The organism is uncultured Aquimarina sp., from assembly GCF_947492405.1.
Classification (GTDB): domain Bacteria; phylum Bacteroidota; class Bacteroidia; order Flavobacteriales; family Flavobacteriaceae; genus Aquimarina.
This window is the reverse complement of the sequence record NZ_CANLMP010000011.1, coordinates 37,442-60,044: the sequence shown is the minus strand read 5'-3', so window position 1 is coordinate 60,044 and position 22,603 is coordinate 37,442. Positions and strand designations below refer to the sequence as shown.

Below are 22,603 nucleotides of genomic sequence, written 5' to 3'. Positions count from 1 at the left end.
ATTACAAATTCCTGGATTCAAAAAAACTTTGAATAACTTCATAGCAAATTTACATATTTTTAAGCGCTTATAATTAAAAGATATTAACAATTCTTATAGATGCCAATAATAACTTTAACTACTGATTTCGGAATCAAAGATCACTTTGTGTCTGCTGTTAAAGGTGCTATCTATACCGAACTACCAGAAGCCACTATTGTAGATATTTCTCACGAAATTTCACCATTTCATATTATAGAAGCTTCCTATATCATTCAGAATGCTTATAAAAGCTTTCCCAAAGGAAGTATACATATCATAGGAATCGACAGTGAACTTAATCCAGAGAACAAGCATATTGCCGTAAAGCTTGATGATCATTATTTTATCTGTGCGAATAATGGATTGATTTCTTTAATTGCATCAGAATTTAGACCAGAGAAAATTGTAGAAATTAATATACACGATGCTATTGGTACAAATTTCCCTGTACTTGATGTTTTTGTAACTGTAGCTTGCCACATTGCTCGTGGGGGAACACTAGAAGTCATAGGGAAATCAATTACGGATATCAAATTAATAAAAGGAATCACTCCAATTGTGAATGTTGGAGACAAGCAAATTGTAGGAAGTATTATCTATATTGATAACTACGGAAACTTGATCACGAATATTACCCGTAAACTTTTTGAAGACGTAGGAAAGGGACGAGGCTTTAAAATTACCGCCAGAAGCGCAGTTTTCAGTACTATTTATGAGCGATATAGTGATGCTATAAATTTTGATATCGAAAAAAGTAAGCGCGAAGAAGATGGAAAGAAACTGGCTGTATTCAATTCATCCGGATATTTAGAGCTAGCTATTTATAAAAGCAATCCGAAAACTGTGGGGGGCGCTTCTAGTCTATTCGGATTACATTATCGTGATACCGTGAGTATTACTTTTGAATGAATTAGTCTGGGAGTTCTTGAGTATGGGAGTAGTTGAGTTGGTGAGATTATTAGAACTTTGGACTGTTAGAGCTTTGGATAGCTAGATCTTTAGAAAAAAACTCAAATACTCCAAAGCTAACAGACTAAAAAACTTTACAGAACTTTGTTGCTTTGAAAATTTAAAACAAAAAATTGACAGAACTTTCCAAACATAATATTTTTATTAAACTTTTTCTTCCTGTAGTATTTGGAGTTATGGGAATGATAATGTCAATTGTATTTCTTAAACATCAATCAATTTGGTTAGTTACTGCAATAAGTATTATTACACTTGTTGTATACCTAATCACAATAAAGGCTGTTAGAGATTCGAAAAAATTAATGTATGATAAAAAATTTCTATACATAAACTCTAAAAGAGGAAACAGTAAAATATCATTAGAAAACATCAGAAAATTTACTATTAAAAGAACGAATATCAGGTTATTGGGTTTCAACATTATTGCATGCAATATAGAGTTCCTAATAGAGGATAAGAGAATAAAATCAACAATATTTTGGGCTTTTGAAAGTAGTTTTGAAATTAATGATTTTGAAAACCTGATAAATAATAATAAAAGTTATTAAGGAACTTTATAGCTTTGTCATCACTTAAAAAACTAAAATGATCATACGGATTGTAAAATTAGGGTTCATTCCTGAGGAAATAGATGCTTTTTTAGAGAATTTCGATCAGAATAAAGATAAAATTCGAAATTTTGAAGGATGTTCTCACCTAAAATTGATCAGAGATATCCATCAAACTAACCAATTTTTCACCTATAGTCATTGGGAATCTGAAGAGCATCTCAATAACTACAGAAACTCTTCGTTATTTAAAGGTGTTTGGGCAAATACTAAAAGTAAGTTTAACCAAAAACCAGAAGCTTGGAGCGTAACACAAGTTTGGGGTTCCGAATAAAGAGGTATGCATTTTATCTTTCTAAACTCCACAACTCATAATTCATAACTTTATAAAGAATGTTAGCAGTAATACGAAAAGAAATACATACATTTTTTGCCTCTTCTGTAGGATATTTAGTAATAGGAATATTCTTAGTACTTAATGGACTCTTTTTATGGGTGTTTAAAGGGCAATTTAATATTCTGGACAGTGGTTTTGCTGATCTTTCTCCGTTCTTTTTAATTGCACCATGGATTCTATTATTTTTGATTCCGGCAATAACCATGCGTAGCATCGCCGAAGAGAGAAAACAAGGTACTTTAGAACTTTTATTAACCAAACCCATAAAGCATTGGCAATTAGTAACAGGTAAATATATAGGAAGTCTTTTTCTTATAGTAATTGCTTTAATCCCTAGTTTGTTATATGTTATTACTATCTATCAATTAGGAAATCCTGCAGGGAATCTAGATGTAGGTAGTACAACAGGTTCTTACATTGCTCTCTTCCTTCTTAGTGCTTCTTATACGGCCATTGGTACGTTTTCATCATCAATTACAAATAATCAGATAGTAGCATTTCTTATTGGTATATTCCTTTGTTTTTTATTCTATTTTGGATTTAGTGGATTGGCCAATTATCAACTCTTAGGTGCTACAGATTATACAATAGAACAGATAGGAATACAGTTGCATTATGAACGTATCAGCCAAGGAATATTAGATACTAGAGATATCATTTATTTTGTAAGTATTATTACATTATTTGTGTTTTTAACGACCATTGTTCTAAAAAAACATTCCAGAAAAAACATTCTGAAATTTGCTTCTTTCGCTGCTATTGCTGTTATATTAGTTAATCTTGGAGGCAGTAGCTTGTACAATCGTTTTGACTTAACTGCGGATCATCGTTTCACCCTTTCTGAAGCTACAGAACACTTACTAGCTGAAGCAGAAGTTCCTATTTCTATTGATGTTTTATTAGAAGGTGATTTCCCTTCAGAGTTTAGACGATTACAAGGAGAGACGAAACAGATATTGGAAGAATTTAATGCAATTAATCCGAAGATACAATATGTTTTCACCAATCCAATTGAAGAAGAAGAATTTAGAAAAGAAACTTTAGAGGAACTACAAAGACTCGGACTTACTCCTATGGAAGTGAGTGTTCAAGAAAGCGGAAAAACCGAAATAGAAACTGTGGTTCCCTGGGCAATTATGAATTATCAGAACCGAAGTGTTAAAGTAGCTTTGGTAAAAAATACCATTGGCGCAACTACAGAAGAAAGAGTTAATAATTCTATCCAACAATTAGAATATGTTTTTGCTGATGCTTTAAAAAAATTGATTCATTCCAAAAAACATAAAGTAGCTGTATTAAAGGGGAATGGACAATTACCTGATGCTAAAATTGCAGATTTTATTAAAACATTACAAGAATATTATTTTGTTGGGGCTTTTACATTGGATTCTGTTGCTTCAAACCCGGAAAAAACATTAAAAGACTTAGAAAAATTCGATCTTGTTATTAATGCTAAACCCACACAACCTTTTTCTGAGAATGAAAAATATGTATTAGATCAGTTTATTATGGAAGGCGGTAAATCTCTTTGGTTAGTAGAATCTGTCGCTATGGAAATTGATAGTTTATTTACTCAGAAATCACAAGGAACGGCAGTAGCATTTATGCAAGATCTTAGATTAGGAGATGCACTATTTTCTTACGGAGTGCGAATAAATCCTGTTTTAGTAAATGACCTCTACTCTGCTCCATTAATGCTTGCTTCTGGTCAAGGAAATGACACACAGTTCACACCGCACCCTTGGTTTTATTCGTCATTAACGAAAAGCTCTAGTAATCACCCTATTGTTAAGAATATAGAATCTGTAAAATTCGAATTTTCGAATCAGATTGATACTTTAAAAAACGGAGTTCAAAAAACCATTTTATTAACTAGTTCTGAACGATCTAAATTAGAAGGAATTCCAGCAGAAATAAGGCTAGATAACATCATAGGACAAAAACCAGATATTGCGAGTTATATAGACGGTAATCATAATCTGGCAGTTTTATTAGAAGGAAGTTTTAAATCTGCGTATAAAGATCGTGTAAAACCTTTTAAACGCACGAATGCTAAAAATACAAGTGCGGAAACTAAAATGGTAGTAATTGCAGATGGAGATGTGATGAAAAATGGAATTAGAAAAGGAAGACCTATTACATTAGGATATGATCCTTATCTAAATCTTCAATACGGAAACAAGGAATTTTTATTGAATACGGTAAATTATCTACTAGATGATTCTGGATTGACAGAAGTAAGAGGAAAAGAAATAAACATTGCTTTTCTTAACATCGAAAAAGTAGTAGAAAAACGAACTTTCTGGCAAGTTATTAATATTATTATTCCATTATTGATTCTTGGGTTATTTGGTTTTGTATTCTCATTTATTAGAAAAAGAAAATATCAGAAACAACTTTAAAATATCCAATAATGTTTTTACCGATAAGAAAACTCTAGTAAAAGAATTTTCTTATCGATAAAAACTGGTTTTAATTAAATACAGCACTGATTATTTCTCACGGTTCCAAAACAAACAGCTCCACTAGGACTAGGAACAGCGCAATTGACTCCATCAATATCAACTAGATAAAATCGGTAACAACCTCTAACACAGTCGGACAAGCCAGGCATACCTCCTTGTATTTCCTTTTGAGAAGATTTTGATAATTTTTGAGCCCCTGGAATTGAATTAATCATTTTTTTCATAATAAAGGTTTTAAGAATTAAAATTGAATAATTTAAATTTATGATAATCAAAGAATAATTAACATAAATATTCCCTTTAAAATTACACCCAAAATATGATAAAAATGTTATGATTTGGTTATTTAACTAAATCGTAATATTAATTAACCTTATCTTTCCTCTAGGCAATCGTATTTAAATTTTTTGTTATTTTCTGGATTCCGGCCTTCGCTGGAATGATAAGTTTTTATGTTTTTTTTAAGTGCGATTTCCTTTAACGTCTTTCTTAAAGGATTCAGAATCCTAAAGAAAATCCTTATATTAAAAGCTAAATCAAAACAATGAATGTAACTACTTATTTAGAAGGAATAAAAAAGCAGTTCCTTTATTATAAATCTTTAGGAGAAAAAACAATAGATCAAATCTCTGATGATGATCGATTGTTTTGGCAATATAATGATGATAGTAACAGTATTGCAATTATTGTAAAACACCTATGGGGTAATATGAAATCTCGTTGGACAGATTTTCTTACCTCAGACGGAGAAAAAGAATGGCGTGCACGTGATGCAGAATTCGAAAATGATATCCAAACCAAAGCAGAATTACTTAATAAATGGAATGAAGGATGGCAATGTTTATTTGACGCATTGGATAGTGTAAACGAAACCAATTTTGATCAACCTATTTATATTCGAAATATTGAGCATAGTATTACGGAAGCAATTAATAGACAATTAGCGCATTACTCCTATCACATAGGACAAATTGTATTTTTAGGAAAAATGATTTGCGATCATAATTGGGATTCATTATCAATTGCTAAAGGGAAATCTAATTCCTATAATAAAAAACGTTTTGCACAACCTAAACACAAAGCTCATTATACAGATAAACTGATGAAAGATGAATAAAAGATAGGATGTTATTAGATTTACGAGCGTAAGTACTAAATAGTACTTTGTTCCTTTATTTTTTTAGCCCATGCTTTAGCAAAATCTATTGTAAACAAAACTTCACTATTATTATTTCTAATATTTTTAAACCATTTTAACTGTGAAGGACTTAAAAAATGTATTGTGGGTTTACCGTCACCCAAAGCGCTATTAATTTTTGTTTGTTGAAGCTTTGTTAATGGTATGTATTTAAATTTTGTTTGCTGTAAATAATAATGTACATCCTTTGGTGAAGATCGATACGATTGTTTATTATCAATTAAACTCATACCGTTAGACTTTGCATATACATCCAATTCTTTTTTGGTCAAACCCTTAGAATCATAGGTTACCTCTACTACTTCACTATGATCTATAAAACCTGATACTGTATTTAACACCATTGGTAATTTCCCCAACTGTTTTTCGCCAGACCAGAAACAAGACATTTTATAATAAGCTTTATCGGTTTTCTTTGCTGACAACTCTTGTTCTAATAAATTAATATATTCAGGGATTTTTTTTCCTTTTTCTGCTAAAGTTTGCTGCATGCTTTTACATAAACGTAGTGCAGCATAGTCATTCCCTATACGATTTATTACATCATTTCCGTCCTTATTAACAATACGTACTACAGGGTTATTCCAACTAGGTTCATTAAATTTACGGAGTATTTGGGCATCTTTACCACCTTTGTTGTTGAATATTGCCAATGGTATAAATGAATTTTCTATAGCCTCTACCATAAGAGGATGACTTAAAACATTATGTCCATAATTTCTGCAGGTACTGCAACCTGGAACTTCCTGAAATAAAATTAGTACATCTTTATTTTCTTCTTTGGCAAGAGATATCGCATCACCATAATCGCGAAGCCATCGTACTTTTCCTAGTTCTTCACTTTGATTATAAGGATCAGTAGTATTCTGGGCCAAAAGCAGGTTACCCGTAACCAATATGAATATTGTAAATTGAATTTTGAATGTCATAATTATCTTAACAAAATTTTACTCTAATCGTCGAGATTTATCGCAAGAACTAACAACAGTTTAGCATAAATTACATATTAAAACTTTATACTCAAATTGAAGAATGTCATAAAATTATATACTTTTCTCTTATGAACACAAACACACTTAGCAAAGACTTAATATTAATAAATGATTTATTTTGAAGAATTTTCTTATTAGATTAATCTAATACCTATATCTTATCAAACATAGTCAATAACTCCTAGCTGTTTGTTAATAACTAACGTTTTTAGCATACCGAAATCCTTGTAGATTACAATTATATTTGCGTAAGCTATTAAATGATAGCTACTGTAAAAACAGTACTAATCTAAAAAAATTAAACGGGTGAAATTCATAGTTTCCAGTTCGTATTTATTAAAACAACTTCAGGTATTGGGTGGAGTTATCAATAACAGTAATACTTTACCGATTTTAGATAACTTTTTATTCGAATTAGATAATAATTCTTTAACCGTTTCGGCTTCTGACTTAGAGACTACTATGTCAGCTAAATTAGAAGTAGAATCTTCTGATGAAGGGATCATTGCTGTACCTGCAAAGTTATTATTAGAAACATTAAAAACGTTTCCTGAACAACCTCTTACATTTGTAGCAGGAGATAATAATACTATAGAAATAAGTTCTAATCACGGTAAATATGCACTAGCGTATGCAGATGGAGAAGAATTTCCTAAAGCAGTAGAACTAGAAGATCCTAGTTCGACATCACTTTTAGGTGATATCCTAGCAACGGCGATTAGCAAAACGATTTTTGCTACAGGTAATGATGATCTTAGACCTGTAATGAGTGGTGTATTTTTTCAATTTTCTACAGAGAGCTTAACTTTTGTTGCTACGGATGCTCATAAATTAGTAAAATATTCTCGTGAAGATGTACAAGCTTCGCAAGCTGCAGAATTTATTATGCCTAAGAAGCCATTAAATCTTCTTAAAGGTATCTTAGCTGGTAGTGATACAGAAGTATTGATTGAATACAATGAATCTAATGCAAAGTTCACCTTTGATGAGACACAATTGATCTGTAGATTGATTGATGGTAAATACCCTAATTACGAAGCTGTAATTCCTAAAGAGAATCCAAATAAACTAACTATTGCACGTAATCAGTTTCTTAACTCCGTTCGTAGGGTTTCTATTTTCTCTAATAAAACAACACATCAAATCCGATTAAAAATTGCCGGAGCAGAATTGAATATATCTGCAGAAGATATCGATTATTCCAATAAAGCAGAAGAACGTCTGACTTGCGATTACCAAGGTGATGATATGCAAATTGGGTTTAACTCTCGTTTCTTAAGTGAGATGCTCAATAATCTAAATGCAGATGATGTACAATTAGAAATGTCGCTACCAAACCGAGCAGGTATCCTTACGCCTACAGATGGATTGGATGAAGGAGAAACTGTTACAATGCTGGTTATGCCAGTTATGCTTAATAATTAAAAGTATATTCTTTAATTGATAAGAATAATAGAATCCAATCACATACTGTGATTGGATTTTTTATTTATTACTACTAGTCATCACATATATTCTATAAGCCAGATTAGTAAGTAAAGGAAATTCTTTTTATACTTTTATATAACAAAATCTAGTCTTATCAACACAGTTCAAAGTTTTACACAAAACTGTTACTAAGTAATTACATTCATATGAACTTCGAAGAAATTTTTAAAGGTTTACTACTAAGCGAAGAAGAAAAAAAAATAATCAGTAGTAAGCTAAAAAAAATAAAGGTTACAAAGGGAGAAGTTTTACTATATCCAGATGACTCAGCCTACTTTCAATATTACGTGGAACAAGGATGTTTACGCTCATTTTTTACCGACAAATCTGCAAAGGAGCATACCATACAATTTGCAATTACAGATTGGTGGATAGGTGATTACACTGCATTTTTTAAAAAGGAAAAAGCGATTCTTCAGATTGAATGCATCCAAGATGCGTCTCTTTTGAGACTTTCTAGAGATGATATGAATGAAATTTTCGATGAAATCCCAAGCATAGAACGCTATTTTAGAATTAAAACCGAATCTTACATTGGTTCTTTTCAGAAAAGAATTATTGGTGACCTATCGAAAACAGCTAAAGAACAGTATGTTGATTTTGTCAATACCTATCCAAATATAGAACAGTTAGTTAAAAATTACCATATTGCTTCTTATCTAGGAATTACATCGGAAAGTCTAAGTAGAGTACGAAAAGAAATTGCCAGGAATTAATGTCTTTTCTTATCATAGATCATTTTTTCACGTTTTAAGTTGCCTTAATTTTGTTCCTGTAGATTATAAAAAGTATTAATTAGAGAACATTAAATGAAAAAAATTATAGGAATAGCCACAGCTATTATACTATTTGCTTCATGTGGAAAAAACACAGCGGTAAAAAAAACAGAAACCAAAGAAACGACTAAAAAAACAAATACCATGAAGAAAGTACTATTCGTATTAACTAGTCATAGCGATTTAGGAAATACAGGAGAAAAGACAGGGTTTTGGATAGAAGAATTTGCTTCGCCTTATTATTTTTTAAAGGATAAAGGTGTGGAGATAACTATTGCTTCTCCAAAAGGTGGGCAACCACCTATTGATCCTAAAAGTGAGTTGCCGGATTTCCAGACACCTGCTACTAAAAGGTTTAATGAAGACCAAGAAACACAAACTATTCTTGCCAATACCGCTAAACTAGCTACTATAAATGCTAATGATTATGATGCAGTTTTTTATCCTGGAGGTCACGGTCCTTTATGGGATTTAGCAGAAGATGAGGACTCTATCTCACTAATTGAAGCTTTCTATAATCAAAATAAACCTGTAGGCGCTGTATGCCACGCACCTGCCATTTTTAAGAACACTAAAGGAGCTAATGGCGAGCCTTTAGTAAAAGGTAAAAAAGTAACAGGATTTTCTAATACAGAAGAAGAAGCTGTTCAATTAACAGCTATAGTACCTTTTCTTGTAGAAGATATGTTAATAGCTAATGGAGGCACATATTCTAAAGAAGCTGACTGGAGTCCATACGCTGTAGAAGATGGATTATTAATTACCGGACAAAACCCAGCTTCATCGGAGCTCGTTGCTGAGAAATTGTTGTTACGACTGAAATAATACCTATTACAACTCTATTTTACAGTAAATTTAAAAGTATATAAGAATAACACAAACTCATATATATTATACTAAATTCAAAAGCGCAAAATTAACTAGTTTGCGCTTTTTTAATACTTTTATATTTCATATCCAATACAATCAACCCCAAAACAAAAGAGTCTCTAACTAATGACGGAAGAAGAAAAACGAAACTATTTTTGCCATACACATACTAACTTATTTTCTCAAAGTAAGTGTCATCATTGTTATAGAGGTATGTGCCATACTTGTTTACATCAAAATCCTACAATTTGTCCAGATTGCAGAAGAACACAGTTTTTGACTGGAGATCAATATAAAAATCAAAAAGAGATAAGCTATATTCTTTCTATAGGTATAGGAGTTGCTCTATCATTCCACATATATCAATGTTATACTATTTCTGATATATATACCAGTTTTAAATTCTTGGAGAGCCTTTTGTATGTTCTTATTGGTACTTTGACTGCTATTAGTGCATATTATATGTATAGTGAAGTTACTATTATCAGAGAAGTTAGCAAAATCCCTTTTATTGGAGGGAAACTTGCTCTTTTATTAATTCTTATAAGTCTGGTTATAGGAATCCCATTATTATATTTACTTTACAAAATAGCTATATTCTTAAAGTATCGGATGTTTTCTTAAAATGAATAATGTCAAATACTTACTATCACTATAAATAAAATGACCCTTCAAAATCAATACTATCATGTAGCATTGAGAAAGAAGGGTCATCTTCCACTTATCAAACCTAATCAATTTTGTTAATTCCTGTAGTTCATTAAACACTGTACTTTGTTCTCTACATGAAACTTATTGCTTTGCCAAACGGGAATATTCATTTTTCCAGATCTCACAACAGGTAACTTTTCTTTTATTTTCGAAATAGCATTTATTTTTTCTATGGCTTTAGCATATCTTTTATCTATTGATAGTGATGCACCTCGATAAACATCAACCATATTGCGCTGCAGTTCGTCCTTACGTTTTCGGATAATAGTAATATCCACATCTCCATTGTTAAGATCTTTTAATAGTGATTGCCACTCTTCTTTTATTAAAAATGTCCGTAATGCAGATTGCTTATGCTTTATTGAGATATCTCCTAAATTATATTTCTGAAAGTATAAAATGATAAGAAAGATTACTGAGGAAACCATAAATAATGCCAATCCAAGATCGAAATTCTCTGTAAATCCAATAATCAAAACTCCCGAAACAATAAGTAATGCTGTAATAAACTGAAGTCCTTTAAAGGTCATCAACCTTTGGTTTAAAATTCGGATACACTTTTTCTGCGCATTGTGCAAAGATATTGTCCTTTCGTATAGTTTGTTTATTTGCAACTTTATTCTTACCGATTCTGGAAATTTATGACCAAAAACCTCTCTCCATTTTTGTCTTGAACCCCATTTTTTTCCAGATGTTTCTAAATTTATAGCACTTTCTATTTTAAAATGCGCCACAATGGCTTTATATCTAAAGTTCTCCGGGTTATGTATTGTTTGACCATTCCCAACACCATCCCAAACTACTTTTGAAGCTTGTTGACTCATTAGGAATTTAAAAAAGTCTAAACACATAACATCAAATTGCGCATATGATTTATAATTTTTATTGGTTGATAATAAGAATTCATATGCCAATGTATCTATCAATATATCTTTGATCCTTACTTTGCAGTTTTGTTTCCAGGCTTTAACCATTTTACATAATTTCCTTAGGTTGTAATTAGTAGTTTTATCTACAACCTTCATAGCCTCTTGTAAAGATATAGGCTTATTAACATTCCAACTACCATTTAGATCTGCAAAAATATAACCTCCTCCATCTTTAATGAATCCAGGAAATACATTAAAACACATATTATCAGAAAATCTAATACTTATTGTTTGCTTTTCTTTATTAATAGTGGTTCTGGGATATATAGCTGCTATTGACCTACGCACATCTTCTAGAAATCTAGCTTGAGAATTTCCTCCACACTCATCATACTCAACCAGCAAATGAGACGGCATTTCGAAGATCATATCAATCTCTTGGATGCCGTCATTTGCGGTCTCTCTTCCATAGCAACCTGTATAAATACTGCCATAGCTAGTATCTATATTCCAAAAATCATTATTTAGTTTTTTATTTATTGAATTGTAACGTAATGAAATAATTGATTTCTTTTTATCAGAGATCTTTAGCTCATCACAAAACATATTAAAGTTTGCAGATATACCCATCCGTCCTAAATATTTTAAGATATCACTGGGCGTACAACCCAATTGATAATTATATTATTGATTTATTTCCCCACATCAGGACTGGTTGCGTGAAGTAGCGCAGTCTTGAAAGAATTATCTATGTTGATAAACAATAGTTCTCAACCGGATTTATATTAGCACCTAACTCAATATCAATGTGGGGTAAATATGAGTAACTAATAATTCCTATTAAATAATCTTAACGTGGTAAGTTTTCAAATTAATCCAAAACTATAGTTGAATTAATCGGTTTTAAGAGTGTTTGTAATTAACAAAAGATGAACTTCCAATGTGATAAGAAGTCAACTAGTAAAAAGTATTTTTTTTTCATATCAATTTTATTTTGGGATTATTTAAAAACCTAATAACAAGCGCTTTATAATTTTTCTTAGTTCCAATGTACAAACAAAAACAAAAAAACAAATACGGTAAAACCATAATAATACTACGTGTAAATAACCCATAAAAACCTGAAGTCCCGGAAAACCTATTGTTAACACAAAGAATTGTCCTACAAAATATTGTTAAAAGTTTACTTTTTTAACATTTAAACCTTTAAAAATGAGCATTTCATCGTAAAATACTAGTAATAAAAGATTGATTTCAATGGGGAATTTACCCTTAAAAGTGAATATTCTTACAGTGTTATTATTTAGATTCTACTTATAAACCGTAAATCAAAACAAAAAAACGGAAAATTCCCTATTTTTTTATCTCAATTTATCATTAAAATTCTAAAGAAACATTGAATTTAGATATAACATTTTATCCAATTTTAATCCATGTAAGTATGATTATATTTTTTAGATAGAAATGAAAAAATACGTTCATTTTGATAAATGTTATTATGCTTTCATTTCAAAACTCATGGAATGTTCTATTTAATTATTATAACAGAATTTTCAGGAAATATCCATTAATCAAAATATGAGTATATATCTTTATAATGTTAACATATACTGAATTAAAAAAAGCGCCACTTATTAAAAGTAGTGCTTTTCTGCTAAAATTTTATTCGTTTATTTTTTTACAAATTTCTTACTGATAGTTCGTTTTCCATTATCAACAGAGATAAAATACATTCCTGATGGTAATCCGTTAAGCTGAATTGGTTCTTTTATGACTTTTCCTACTTTTATAGTTTGGCCTATTTGGTTTATAATTTTATAATCTGCCTCACCTGCATTTTCTAGTTGTATTCTTACTTCTTCTATGACAGGGTTAGGATAAAAACTAAAATCAAATACTATAGACATATTTTCTTTTACAATATCTTCAGAAAAATTCCTTGATGTAGAATCTACACAAAAATTATTGCTGTCTTGTGCTCCAAAAGAACCTCCAGAAACCAATAGTGCTCCATTAGAAGAATCTGTTAAAGCATAAGAACCATTACCATAATTACAACAAATACCATCACCATAAGCATCTTTTATAATCAGTGTATAGCACCCTATATCCAAAGTCCTGGATATATTAAGAGTAGAGCCATCTGCTTGAGTACCATAAGTACCGCCAGAATATACTACTTGATTACTATCATTTCTTATTTCCCAACTTGTTTCTTCTGGATAGTTATCAAAAGTAATTCTTAAATTAACATCACTCGTCGTTGATCCACCACCTGTATTCCCAGAAGTAGAAAAATTAATTGCATCCACAGCCATATCTCCTTGCCAGGTAGTTCCTGTTACACCATTAAAACGCAACTGTACTTTTTCACCTATATAAGAGGCTAAATCAATAGAAGCTGTCTTCCAGGAATTTCCTTGATTTCCAGATGCACTCCAGACTGATGTCCAAGTGGTTCCATTAAGACTTGCCTCCAAGGCCAAACTTCCCATCGCCGAAGCACCATACATATGATATTTAAATGAAAAGGTAGCTTGACTTACATTCGTAATATCATAACAAGGAGAATATAGTATTGCTCTTTTGTTAGAATAATTAGGAGTGGAAGATTCCATATAAATATAATAAGAGCCTGCATTTGCAGAACTTGGGCCAGTATTAGAAGATGGTGTGTTACCAGAACGAGTTGCCCAATTAAAATCATCTCCGGATGTAGCTTGATTCCAAGCACCAAAGGTATTTTCAAAACTTTCGGCATAAGGAAAAGAAGTTATTGTCGAACTACAGAGTGTATTTCCACCTCCAGATGTATTCTGAGTTGTAACGTTAATAGAATTGCTAAATCCCGAGACATTACCCGCAGCATCCTTAGCTCGTACAGAAAAACTGTACGTTGTAGCAGCAGATAATCCTGTAACCGAATAATTTGTTGTAGTAGTTGAATTTAAAAATGATCCATTACGATATACATCATATCCTGTAACTCCAATATTATCTGTAGATATATTCCAAGATAACTGAGTAGATGCTGTAGTTGTACCAGATGCTATTAAAGATGAAGGCGTGCTTGGTGCTTGTGTATCACCTCCAGTAGTTCCAAAACGATCCTCTGCTTGTGGACCTCCCCAAATCTGAGTTGCAAATGCAGGATTATCGATAAAAGGGTTTCTATTCCCCTGTAAATTTTCGATGATTGGATTTCGTTGTAATTCTAATTGAGAAACAGGGTCTTCGGCATTCCATTCCAGAAACAACTGAATCATATTAGTATCATTAGCTACTGTGCTTCCTATTCCAACATTAGACGGTAAACATCGGTTACCATATCTTATGTACATAAACATCATCATTCGAGCTACATCGCCTTTAAATTCATCTCCCGGATACCAATGCCCTTGTGAAGTCGTTCCGGAATTTCCAGAACCATCCGCAAACTTACGACTTCCTCTGCTGGAATTTCTTTGCACATCTGATGGTCTTAAGTTGTGGGCGTCTGCTCCTGCTCCTGTAGTTCCCAAATTAGGGTTCGCTAAAGATTTTGGATAAGTATGCTCTCTATTCCAGTCCGTTGAGCCTCCTCCATTATTATTTATTCCTCTGGTTCTATCTGTCGTAGAATTTCCATCGGTATCACTAAATCCATAAATAAGAACAACTCTGGAAGAGTTTGTCGGATCAAGATCTGTTTGTTTTAAGGCATCCCAAACTCCAGGAGTATAGGACAATGTATTTGTTTGTGTATTTGTAACTTTAGTAGCTAATTCGCTTTTTAAAGACTGACCAGATAAAGAAAGATTCACATCATTATAATATGACGGTATCTGACCAAAACTAGTAAGAGCGTACCCCATTACTAGTAATAGTAATAATTTTTTCATTGTGTGTTGTGAGTTAATTTAGTAAATTTTAACGTTTCCGAAGCTAAAACTATTTTGTTAAATTAACTAGAGGTCTATGTTATCAAATCATTACCCAATATGTTGATAATGTAACAATTAGCTTGTTAAAAAAACACAAGCACCTGATTTTAAACAGATTACACAAAAACAAACTTGTTAATAAGTTGTTTCTTACAAAGCTGTATAGGAATTATACTTCAATATTATCATGCAAAACCTATAAGTAGTGAAAAGAATATCATATACTTTAGTAGAATATATAATTAATCCTCAATTCTTTAGGGTTTTTAACGTACTGTAATTAGGGAATTTTCACTTACATTTAAGGAATTAACTTAAATATCTTACACGATGAAAAAAATCTTAGATTTACAAGGAATCCAAAAATTAAGTAAAGGAGAACAAAGATCGATTAAAGGAGCTTGGGGTAATGTTTCTTGCTGCCCATCCGGAAGAGGTTGTCAAATTAGTTTTCCTGGTGGTAGTTTCTGCGAACCTGGATACTGTAATGGATGGAGAGGATGCATCCTTGCATAATAGTACAGAATTTAAAACCTATAAAGGAAGGCAATCTTAACTAGTTTGCCTTTTTACCTTTAAAAATAACATCTTTATTAACTTAAATATTTTACACAATGAAAAAAATCTTAGAATTAAAAGGAGTTCAAGAACTTAGTAAAGGACAACAAAGGTCAATTAAAGGAGCTAATACCTATATTTCTTGTTGTAATCCAAATCCTATTAATGGTAGCGGTAATAGATGTCGTATTAGTTTTCCGGGAGGAAGTTTCTGTGAACCAGGAAGATGTACTGGATGGGGTGGATGTATTATCTACTAAATCTATAAAAATTAGAGAGAAATTAATAGAGAGACTGTCTAAAAAGACAGTCTTTTTTATTTTCGGGCTCTAGATAATAGTAAACTACCTCAGGACAAGCCCATGAGGCATTAGATAGAAAATAATTTTAGATTTCGAGGCAAGCCTCGGAGCATTTAAATCTCGATTATCGAGTAAACACAAGTTGTTGAAATTTATAAATATCAAGTCATTGAATTTGTATTTCAATTGGATTAACAAGTATCTTGTTAGTATATATTAACTTTTAAAATACTTACACAATGAAAAAAATCTTAAACCTTAAAGGAATTCAGAAATTATCTAAAAAAGACCAACAACAAATCAAAGGTGCTTGGGGACGTCCTTTTGTATATTGTGGACCACCAAGAAAATGTTGTCAAATGTTTAATGGAATGGAATTTTGTGATTTTGGATACTGCCAGCCTAATGGAAGCTGTATCTGGGCGTAATAAATTCTAAAATCATTTTATAATACAAAAAGACTACCTAAAATTCAGGTAGTCTTTTTTAATGGCTTTTTACTGCATCTACATCAAATCAATTTAAAGATAGTTATAGATTACAATAAAGAAACTTATAATTAAAGATCTATTTTTTCGTATAGATTTGTAATATCATTGAATACAACAGTTAGAGCATCGCTTAACTCATATACCTCTTCTTTTTTTAAGGTTTTATTAATCAACTTTTCTTTTTGAGTCTTAACGTTATCCCATTTGGTTAATGCTAATCCAATCTTTTCGTCTATTTCAGGATTATTAAACTGGCAAATCATTAATTTAGTTAATGCTCCTTCTAATTCATTATATGTATTGTTTAATATTCTTGTAACATTCTTATCATTTACTGCTATAGTATTAGCATAATAGTAAAGAGCTAGTCTTTGAGAAAGCATCCTTTGTCGACCTGCTACATTAATAATTGTTTGCAACTCTAATCGATCCGCTATGCTAACATTATCACCTAAAACCTCTGCATCCGTCGCAGAATTTACCAATTTAGAATTATTTATAATAGAAACTACGGTTTGATTAGATGCCATCAGTAGATCAGTATTCAAATCTGTTATCTTTTTAGCATTTTCGTAGCCCGGTGTTGTTTCTAATGCTTTTTTAAACTCTACAAATAATTGATCAACCTTTTGAATATTAGTTGTAGTCAGTTTATTCCTGGAGTTTTCCAATAAAAACGAATTCTGTCTTTCAAATAAAATTTTAGACGTTAATAAATCCTTTTTCGCTTTCATATCGCTAGGATTAGAAACTAAATACAAATATGCTTTAGACATTTTTTGTGTAAGCATTCTTTGCTTTCCTGCTACATTAATAGCATTGTTAAAGGTGACCTTTCCAAATTTAATGTTTTGCTGTGCCTGTAAAGAAGTACTTAATACCATAAGAAGTAGTACAACAATACTACTTACCAACTTGTTGTTTGAAGTCATAATATAATAGATTTAGGTTTTATTTTCTTCAGTACATATGTTAGAAGAAAAATTAAAAAAATAGAGCAAAAATGTAAGAAAGGTACGTTAAGTAGGTTATGTGTTTTCTTACAAACACAAGTCCAAAGTATGTTATTTTTTAGAGAATAAAAAGAAATAAATGTTAAAATTTCCCCGTTTTAAAAAACAAAAAAGCTTTATATCAAGGTTTTATAAGCAAAAATATATGTAAAAAAAACAAAGCTGCATTACTCCAACAACATCAATGATTGTTTAGCAATCTCTAATTCTTCATTTGTAGGAATCACTAATATTTTAACCTTAGAAGTAGCCTGGCTAATATCTCTAATTTCTTTAGATCTAATACTATTTTTTTCAGCATCAAGTTCAATCCCTAAATACTCTAAATTGGTGCTAACCAATTTTCTTACTACATCAGAATTTTCTCCAATTCCGGCTGTAAATACAATGGCATCTAAACCGTTCATTACGGCTGTATATGAACCAATAAACTTTTTAATACGATATGCATTCATTTCTAAAGCTTTCTGGCAATTCACATCTCCATTTTCTGCATTAGATTCTATATCTCGCAAATCACTATATCCTGTTAAACCAAGCATACCACTTTCTTTTTGAAGTAATGAGTTAACTTCATCCAAAGAATATCCTAATGATTTTACCAAATAAAAGATGACAGCGGGATCAATATCTCCAGATCGTGTCCCCATAATCAATCCATTCATTGGGGCGAATCCTAAAGTATGATCTATACTTTTACCATTTTCTATAGCGGTCATACTGCATCCATTACCTAAATGAATTGTGATAATCTTAGTGTTTTGTTTTCCTAAAAACTCATTTGCTTTTTCTGATACATACTTATGACTAGTGCCATGAAAACCATACACTCTAATATCGTGTTTATCCAGAAAAACATTAGGAATCGCATATTTATAGGCTTCGACAGGCATTGTTTGATGAAAAGCGGTATCAAATACTGCAACCTGTTTTGCATCTTTAAAAATCTCTTCTGCAACTAAAATTCCTTGTAAATTTGCTGGATTATGAAGCGGTGCTAATGCAGAAAGTTTTTCTATTTTTTGCTTTACCTCACCATTAATTTCTACAGTTCTAGCAAAAGTACTTCCTCCATGAACCACTCTATGCCCTACTACTTCAATTTCCGAAGTAGAAGTAATTACTCCTATTTCTGAATCTAACACATAGGAAGCAATTAATTGCAGTCCTATTTTATGATCGGGAATAGCAACTTCTTTTTCAATATCCTGAGTCTCGGTTTTATAATTGATTTTAGCATTTTCTAATCCGATACGTTCCACCAACCCTGAGCAAAGAACTTCTGCTGATGGCATATTGAATAATTGAAATTTAATTGATGAACTCCCTGAATTTAATACTAGTATTCGCATAGTGTAAGTTTCCTCTTTTTATAATCCTATAATCCTTGTGCCTGAATTGCGGTAATAATTACTGTATTGTAGACATCATCTACTGTACAACCTCTACTTAAGTCATTTACTGGTTTATTTAGTCCCTGAAGCATTGGACCAATCGCCAGAGCTCCAGTTTCTCGCTGTACAGCCTTATATGTATTGTTACCGGTATTGAGATCAGGAAATATCAAAACACTGGCTTGTCCTGCTACTTCAGAATCCGGAAGTTTACTTTGTCCAACCCTCATATCCACGGCAGCGTCATACTGTATCGGACCTTCAATTTTAAGTTCTGGGTGGTTTTCTTTCACTATTCTAGTAGCTTCTCTTACTATTTCTACATCTTCTCCTTTTCCGGATGTACCAGAAGAATATGATAACATTGCTACTTTTGGCTCTATACCAAAGGCGGCAGCTGACTGCGCAGAAGAAATTGCAATCTCTGCCAATTGCTCAGCATTTGGGTTTGGATTGATAGCACAATCTCCAAACACAGAAACCCTATCGTCTAAACACATAAAAAACACGGAAGACACTACTTTTACGCCAGGTTTGGTTTTGATAAACTGTAATGCAGGTCTTATAGTATGTTGGGTGGTATGAACAGCTCCGGATACCATTCCATCTGCATGCCCCTTATAAATCATCATGGTTCCAAAATAAGATACATCAGCCATCATATCCCTAGCCATATCCATATTTACATTCTTATGTTTTCGTAATTCATAGAATGTTTTTGCATACTCATCAAAATGTGGAGATTTTGTTGGAGATACAATATTTATCTTAGTAAAATCGATAGGGATATCTAGCTTGACAGCCTTACTTTTTATTTTCTTTTCTTCACCAATTAAGGTAATATCGACTACGTTAGAAGCTTGTAATCTAAATGTCGCTCTTAGAATTCTCTCATCAGATCCTTCAGGTAAAACAATGTGTTTTTTATGTTTAAGCGCTCGTTTCAGGAGGTTATACTGAAACATACTTGGGGTCAAACTATCGGACTCAAAGGTAATCAATGGATCCACTAAACGATCAGCATCCACATACTGTTCGAATGTGCTAATCGAAGTATTTATTTTTTGCAGATTGTCTGCATATATTTTTGATCTTATAGCACCTATCTTATTTGTTATCGAAAAAGTCCCTTGTGGCACTGATATAATTGGTACTGAAAGAGATACTCCTTCTATTAACTTAAGGATTGGTTCTTCTGGCACAATACCACCGGTAAGAATAATACCAGAGATTTTCGGATAGTTATCCGATATATTAGCTTGCAAAACACCTAAAATAATATCAGCACGATCACCGGGAGTAATTACGAGACTATTATCCTTTAGATGTGTTAAATAATTACGCAATTGCATCGCTCCCACACCAAAACTTCCTGCTTGATTGTTCAGAAATTCTTTACCAAAGAGAATGTTTCCATCTAATTCTTTTACAATCTCTCTAATTGTTGGATTAATTAAAGAACCTATTTTTGGTATAATAATTTGCTCTACTCCTTCCTTAAACTCCTCTTCTAGTTTTTCTTTTAGTTCTTTTTCGCAACCATTAACAACCTTGTTAGCGACTATTGCGACCACCTCTGCATCTTTACTTGTAAACGTATCGTATGCTAATTTTAGATTTCCTACTATTTCTTCTTTTGTCTTATCTACACCACTAGCCACAATAATAGATGGAATCCCTAAGTTTTTAGCAATGATGATATTAATATCGAATTCAATGATACTTCCTTCATCAGAAAAATCTGTTCCTTCTACCAGAATAAAATCAAATTTTTCTTCTAGATTTTTATATTTCTCAATTATGCCATCTATAATCGCTCCAGATCTGCCTTGATTGTATTTTTGAAGCACTTCACTTCTCGTGAAAGCATAGGTGTTTTTAAAATTGATATCTAACTCAAAATGTGATATTACTGTATTAATATGATTATCTATTACTCCTTCTTTGGGATCATCAATAATTGGCCTGAAGTACCCTACTCTAGCTACTTTTCCCAGTAACATTCTCATTAACCCTAAAACAACAATAGATTTACCACTATTAGGTTCAATAGTAGCAATATAAACGGCTTTACTCATGTATATAAATTTGGTAATGCAAAGATATGGTAATCGCATTAAAATAGTACATTGTAATATAACAAGAAATAGTTATCCTATTGAGGTTAAAAAACATTAACTTTTTTATTCAGAACTCAATAAAAAAAGGATCAGTGTTTTACTGATCCTTTTATAAACAATTGGTATTTTTAGAAACTCAAAAGATCTTGTTTTAAAACAAGTTTTTTTAATTGAAATTATATCTTACATAGATCCCGCTCTACAGCTGGATAAGTTCAACCTCCTATTTTTAATACGCTTACAGCTTTATTAAAAATAGAATTTCACTTACCTAATTTATATCTTCTCCTTTTTTAAGTTTTTCTAACTCACCAGACAATCTTCCTTTAAACCTATCAGGAGCTTTTCCTAAGGCTACATTAATAGATTTAATTGCACTTTTATAGTCTCCGGTTGCGGAGTACGCTCTTGCTAAACCATAATTAGAAGGCCAGGCACCATTATTATTCTTTACATTATTTTTTAGAACCTCTAGTGCTTTATCTTTTTGTCCTTGACCGATAAGACCATTCCCCAATTGAAATACCTGAGTAGCATTACCCATATTTGCAGCCTTATCTACTATTACCATTGCTTCCTGAGTCTTACCCTGCTTTGCTAAGATCCTAGATTTTAGAGAAAGATTACTAAATGTTTCTTTACTAAAGAAGTTACCACTTATTGATCCATTTACCCATGCTAAAGCCTGATCCAGATCTCCTGCATTAAATGCATAGTTAGCTGCATTATCCCAGTTTGTTTGGGTAAATCCTGCATTACCTCTAAGATCATCTTTTATTTCTTTCATTACTATACTTTCTACATCTACTTCTATTTTAAAAGGAATTTCTTTTCTCTCCCATCGTAAGGCGGCAACTGTATTATTCGCTTCAAAAGAAGGGAATAAAAACATTAGCGTTTCAGTATGAGGTATTTCTGTAGTTTTAACATCTACACGCAATGCATCCTCTTTTTCATCATAAAAATAACTCCCCCAAGAGGTTGAATTTTTAGAAAATATTACTGTAGCTCCTCCTTCCTCATTTAATGCAACATGTAGTCCATAAAGTCCTGCTTTTATATCTTTTCCTTCTACCTTTACATCATGCGAAAATTCTATTGTTGTATTCTGGTTGGCTCCTGCTCTCCATGGTGCGGCAGTAGATGTTCCGAATCCTAGATTATTATATCCGTAAGGAACTAGTTTTCCCCAAACTTCGCGTTCTTTTACGCTTGGTCTACCGTAATCTATAGTAATATCTGTAATTCCGATTCTTTGTGTAACCTGTGCACGCTGACTAGCTTCAGGTGTTTTGAGTTGAGCTTTTAACTGGATTGTAAACAACATCATTGCCCCAGCAATACATGTCATCATTAAGGTGGATTGTTTCATAACTGAATTGTTTGAATTTTTATTGGATTTTGTACGAAAGAAAAATCATACATTTCAAACAATATTAAGATGATATCCTCAACCCTAATGTTACCGTAGTGTTAAAGTAAAAAAGTAAGTCCTAAT

At 31.9% G+C, this 22,603-nt stretch carries 20 protein-coding genes; 12 read left to right on the top strand and 8 right to left on the bottom strand.

The genetic code is table 11. The features are described from left to right. The first annotated feature begins 99 nt into the window (after window positions 1-99). From Q0829_RS26525 to gldG, 4 genes are all read left to right on the top strand, one after another. Window positions 100-930, top strand: coding sequence for an SAM-dependent chlorinase/fluorinase (locus tag Q0829_RS26525; RefSeq protein WP_298548911.1), 831 nt, complete (start codon window positions 100-102; stop codon window positions 928-930). A gap of 173 nt (window positions 931-1,103) precedes the next feature. After that, window positions 1,104-1,538 carry a hypothetical protein gene (locus Q0829_RS26520; RefSeq protein WP_298548908.1) on the top strand — a complete coding sequence of 145 codons (435 nt, stop codon included), beginning with the start codon at window positions 1,104-1,106 and terminating at the stop codon, window positions 1,536-1,538. 37 nt (window positions 1,539-1,575) lie between these two features. Then, the gene (locus Q0829_RS26515) at window positions 1,576-1,872 is read left to right on the top strand and encodes an antibiotic biosynthesis monooxygenase family protein (RefSeq protein ID WP_298548906.1); all 297 of its coding nucleotides are present in this window, start codon (window positions 1,576-1,578) and stop codon (window positions 1,870-1,872) included. Window positions 1,873-1,931: 59 nt separating this feature from the next. Continuing rightward, entirely contained in the window at window positions 1,932-4,337 is a 2,406-nt protein-coding gene (gene gldG, locus Q0829_RS26510) for a gliding motility-associated ABC transporter substrate-binding protein GldG (RefSeq protein WP_298548903.1), read from the top strand. Between the two features lie 74 nt (window positions 4,338-4,411). Here gldG and Q0829_RS26505 read toward each other — a convergent pair whose 3' ends face one another. Continuing rightward, window positions 4,412-4,624: a hypothetical protein gene (locus tag Q0829_RS26505; RefSeq protein ID WP_298548901.1), complete on the bottom strand. Its 213-nt coding sequence runs from the start codon at window positions 4,622-4,624 to the stop codon at window positions 4,412-4,414. Window positions 4,625-4,944: 320 nt separating this feature from the next. Here Q0829_RS26505 and Q0829_RS26500 point away from each other — a divergent pair, with 320 nt between their 5' ends. After that, the gene (locus Q0829_RS26500) at window positions 4,945-5,517 is read left to right on the top strand and encodes a DUF1572 family protein (RefSeq protein ID WP_298548899.1); all 573 of its coding nucleotides are present in this window, start codon (window positions 4,945-4,947) and stop codon (window positions 5,515-5,517) included. A gap of 35 nt (window positions 5,518-5,552) precedes the next feature. Here the strand turns inward: Q0829_RS26500 and Q0829_RS26495 are convergent, their stop codons facing one another. Next, window positions 5,553-6,527, bottom strand: coding sequence for a VPGUxxT family thioredoxin-like (seleno)protein, type 2 (locus Q0829_RS26495; protein WP_298548897.1), 975 nt, complete (start codon window positions 6,525-6,527; stop codon window positions 5,553-5,555). A 369-nt stretch (window positions 6,528-6,896) separates the two neighbouring features. Between Q0829_RS26495 and dnaN the strand changes: the two genes are divergently transcribed. The 4 genes from dnaN (at window position 6,897) to Q0829_RS26475 (ending at window position 10,348) form a co-directional block, all read left to right on the top strand. Then, window positions 6,897-8,015, top strand: coding sequence for a DNA polymerase III subunit beta (gene dnaN, locus Q0829_RS26490; protein ID WP_298548894.1), 1,119 nt, complete (start codon window positions 6,897-6,899; stop codon window positions 8,013-8,015). A 209-nt stretch (window positions 8,016-8,224) separates the two neighbouring features. Then, the gene (locus Q0829_RS26485; RefSeq protein ID WP_298548893.1) at window positions 8,225-8,794 is read left to right on the top strand and encodes a Crp/Fnr family transcriptional regulator; all 570 of its coding nucleotides are present in this window, start codon (window positions 8,225-8,227) and stop codon (window positions 8,792-8,794) included. 93 nt (window positions 8,795-8,887) lie between these two features. Next, window positions 8,888-9,679: a type 1 glutamine amidotransferase domain-containing protein gene (locus Q0829_RS26480; RefSeq protein WP_298548891.1), complete on the top strand. Its 792-nt coding sequence runs from the start codon at window positions 8,888-8,890 to the stop codon at window positions 9,677-9,679. 171 nt (window positions 9,680-9,850) lie between these two features. Beyond that, window positions 9,851-10,348, top strand: coding sequence for a hypothetical protein (locus Q0829_RS26475; RefSeq protein WP_298548889.1), 498 nt, complete (start codon window positions 9,851-9,853; stop codon window positions 10,346-10,348). A 119-nt stretch (window positions 10,349-10,467) separates the two neighbouring features. Here the strand turns inward: Q0829_RS26475 and Q0829_RS26470 are convergent, their stop codons facing one another. Next, a complete protein-coding gene (locus tag Q0829_RS26470) occupies window positions 10,468-11,934 on the bottom strand; it encodes a hypothetical protein (protein ID WP_298548886.1) in 1,467 nt (488 codons plus the stop codon). 1,040 nt (window positions 11,935-12,974) lie between these two features. Beyond that, window positions 12,975-15,185, bottom strand: a complete 2,211-nt coding sequence (locus Q0829_RS26465; protein WP_298548884.1) for an endonuclease — start codon at window positions 15,183-15,185, stop codon at window positions 12,975-12,977. A 372-nt stretch (window positions 15,186-15,557) separates the two neighbouring features. Between Q0829_RS26465 and Q0829_RS26460 the strand changes: the two genes are divergently transcribed. The 3 genes from Q0829_RS26460 to Q0829_RS26450 all read left to right on the top strand — a co-directional run bounded on the left by Q0829_RS26460 (window position 15,558) and on the right by Q0829_RS26450 (window position 16,515). Continuing rightward, a complete protein-coding gene (locus tag Q0829_RS26460; protein ID WP_298548881.1) occupies window positions 15,558-15,743 on the top strand; it encodes a hypothetical protein in 186 nt (61 codons plus the stop codon). A 98-nt stretch (window positions 15,744-15,841) separates the two neighbouring features. Continuing rightward, window positions 15,842-16,045 (top strand): hypothetical protein, encoded by a 204-nt coding sequence (locus tag Q0829_RS26455; protein WP_298548878.1) that lies wholly within the window; start codon window positions 15,842-15,844, stop codon window positions 16,043-16,045. Between the two features lie 281 nt (window positions 16,046-16,326). Beyond that, window positions 16,327-16,515 carry a hypothetical protein gene (locus tag Q0829_RS26450; RefSeq protein WP_298548875.1) on the top strand — a complete coding sequence of 63 codons (189 nt, stop codon included), beginning with the start codon at window positions 16,327-16,329 and terminating at the stop codon, window positions 16,513-16,515. Between the two features lie 131 nt (window positions 16,516-16,646). Here the strand turns inward: Q0829_RS26450 and Q0829_RS26445 are convergent, their stop codons facing one another. The 4 genes from Q0829_RS26445 to Q0829_RS26430 form a co-directional block, all read right to left on the bottom strand. Further along, window positions 16,647-17,510 (bottom strand): type IV pili methyl-accepting chemotaxis transducer N-terminal domain-containing protein, encoded by an 864-nt coding sequence (locus tag Q0829_RS26445; protein WP_298548872.1) that lies wholly within the window; start codon window positions 17,508-17,510, stop codon window positions 16,647-16,649. A 248-nt stretch (window positions 17,511-17,758) separates the two neighbouring features. Beyond that, a complete protein-coding gene (locus tag Q0829_RS26440) occupies window positions 17,759-18,943 on the bottom strand; it encodes an acetate kinase (protein ID WP_298548869.1) in 1,185 nt (394 codons plus the stop codon). Between the two features lie 26 nt (window positions 18,944-18,969). Then, window positions 18,970-21,063, bottom strand: coding sequence for a phosphate acetyltransferase (pta, locus tag Q0829_RS26435; protein WP_298548866.1), 2,094 nt, complete (start codon window positions 21,061-21,063; stop codon window positions 18,970-18,972). 313 nt (window positions 21,064-21,376) lie between these two features. After that, window positions 21,377-22,477, bottom strand: coding sequence for a DUF2911 domain-containing protein (locus Q0829_RS26430; protein ID WP_298548864.1), 1,101 nt, complete (start codon window positions 22,475-22,477; stop codon window positions 21,377-21,379). Between the last annotated feature and the right edge of the window lie 126 nt (window positions 22,478-22,603).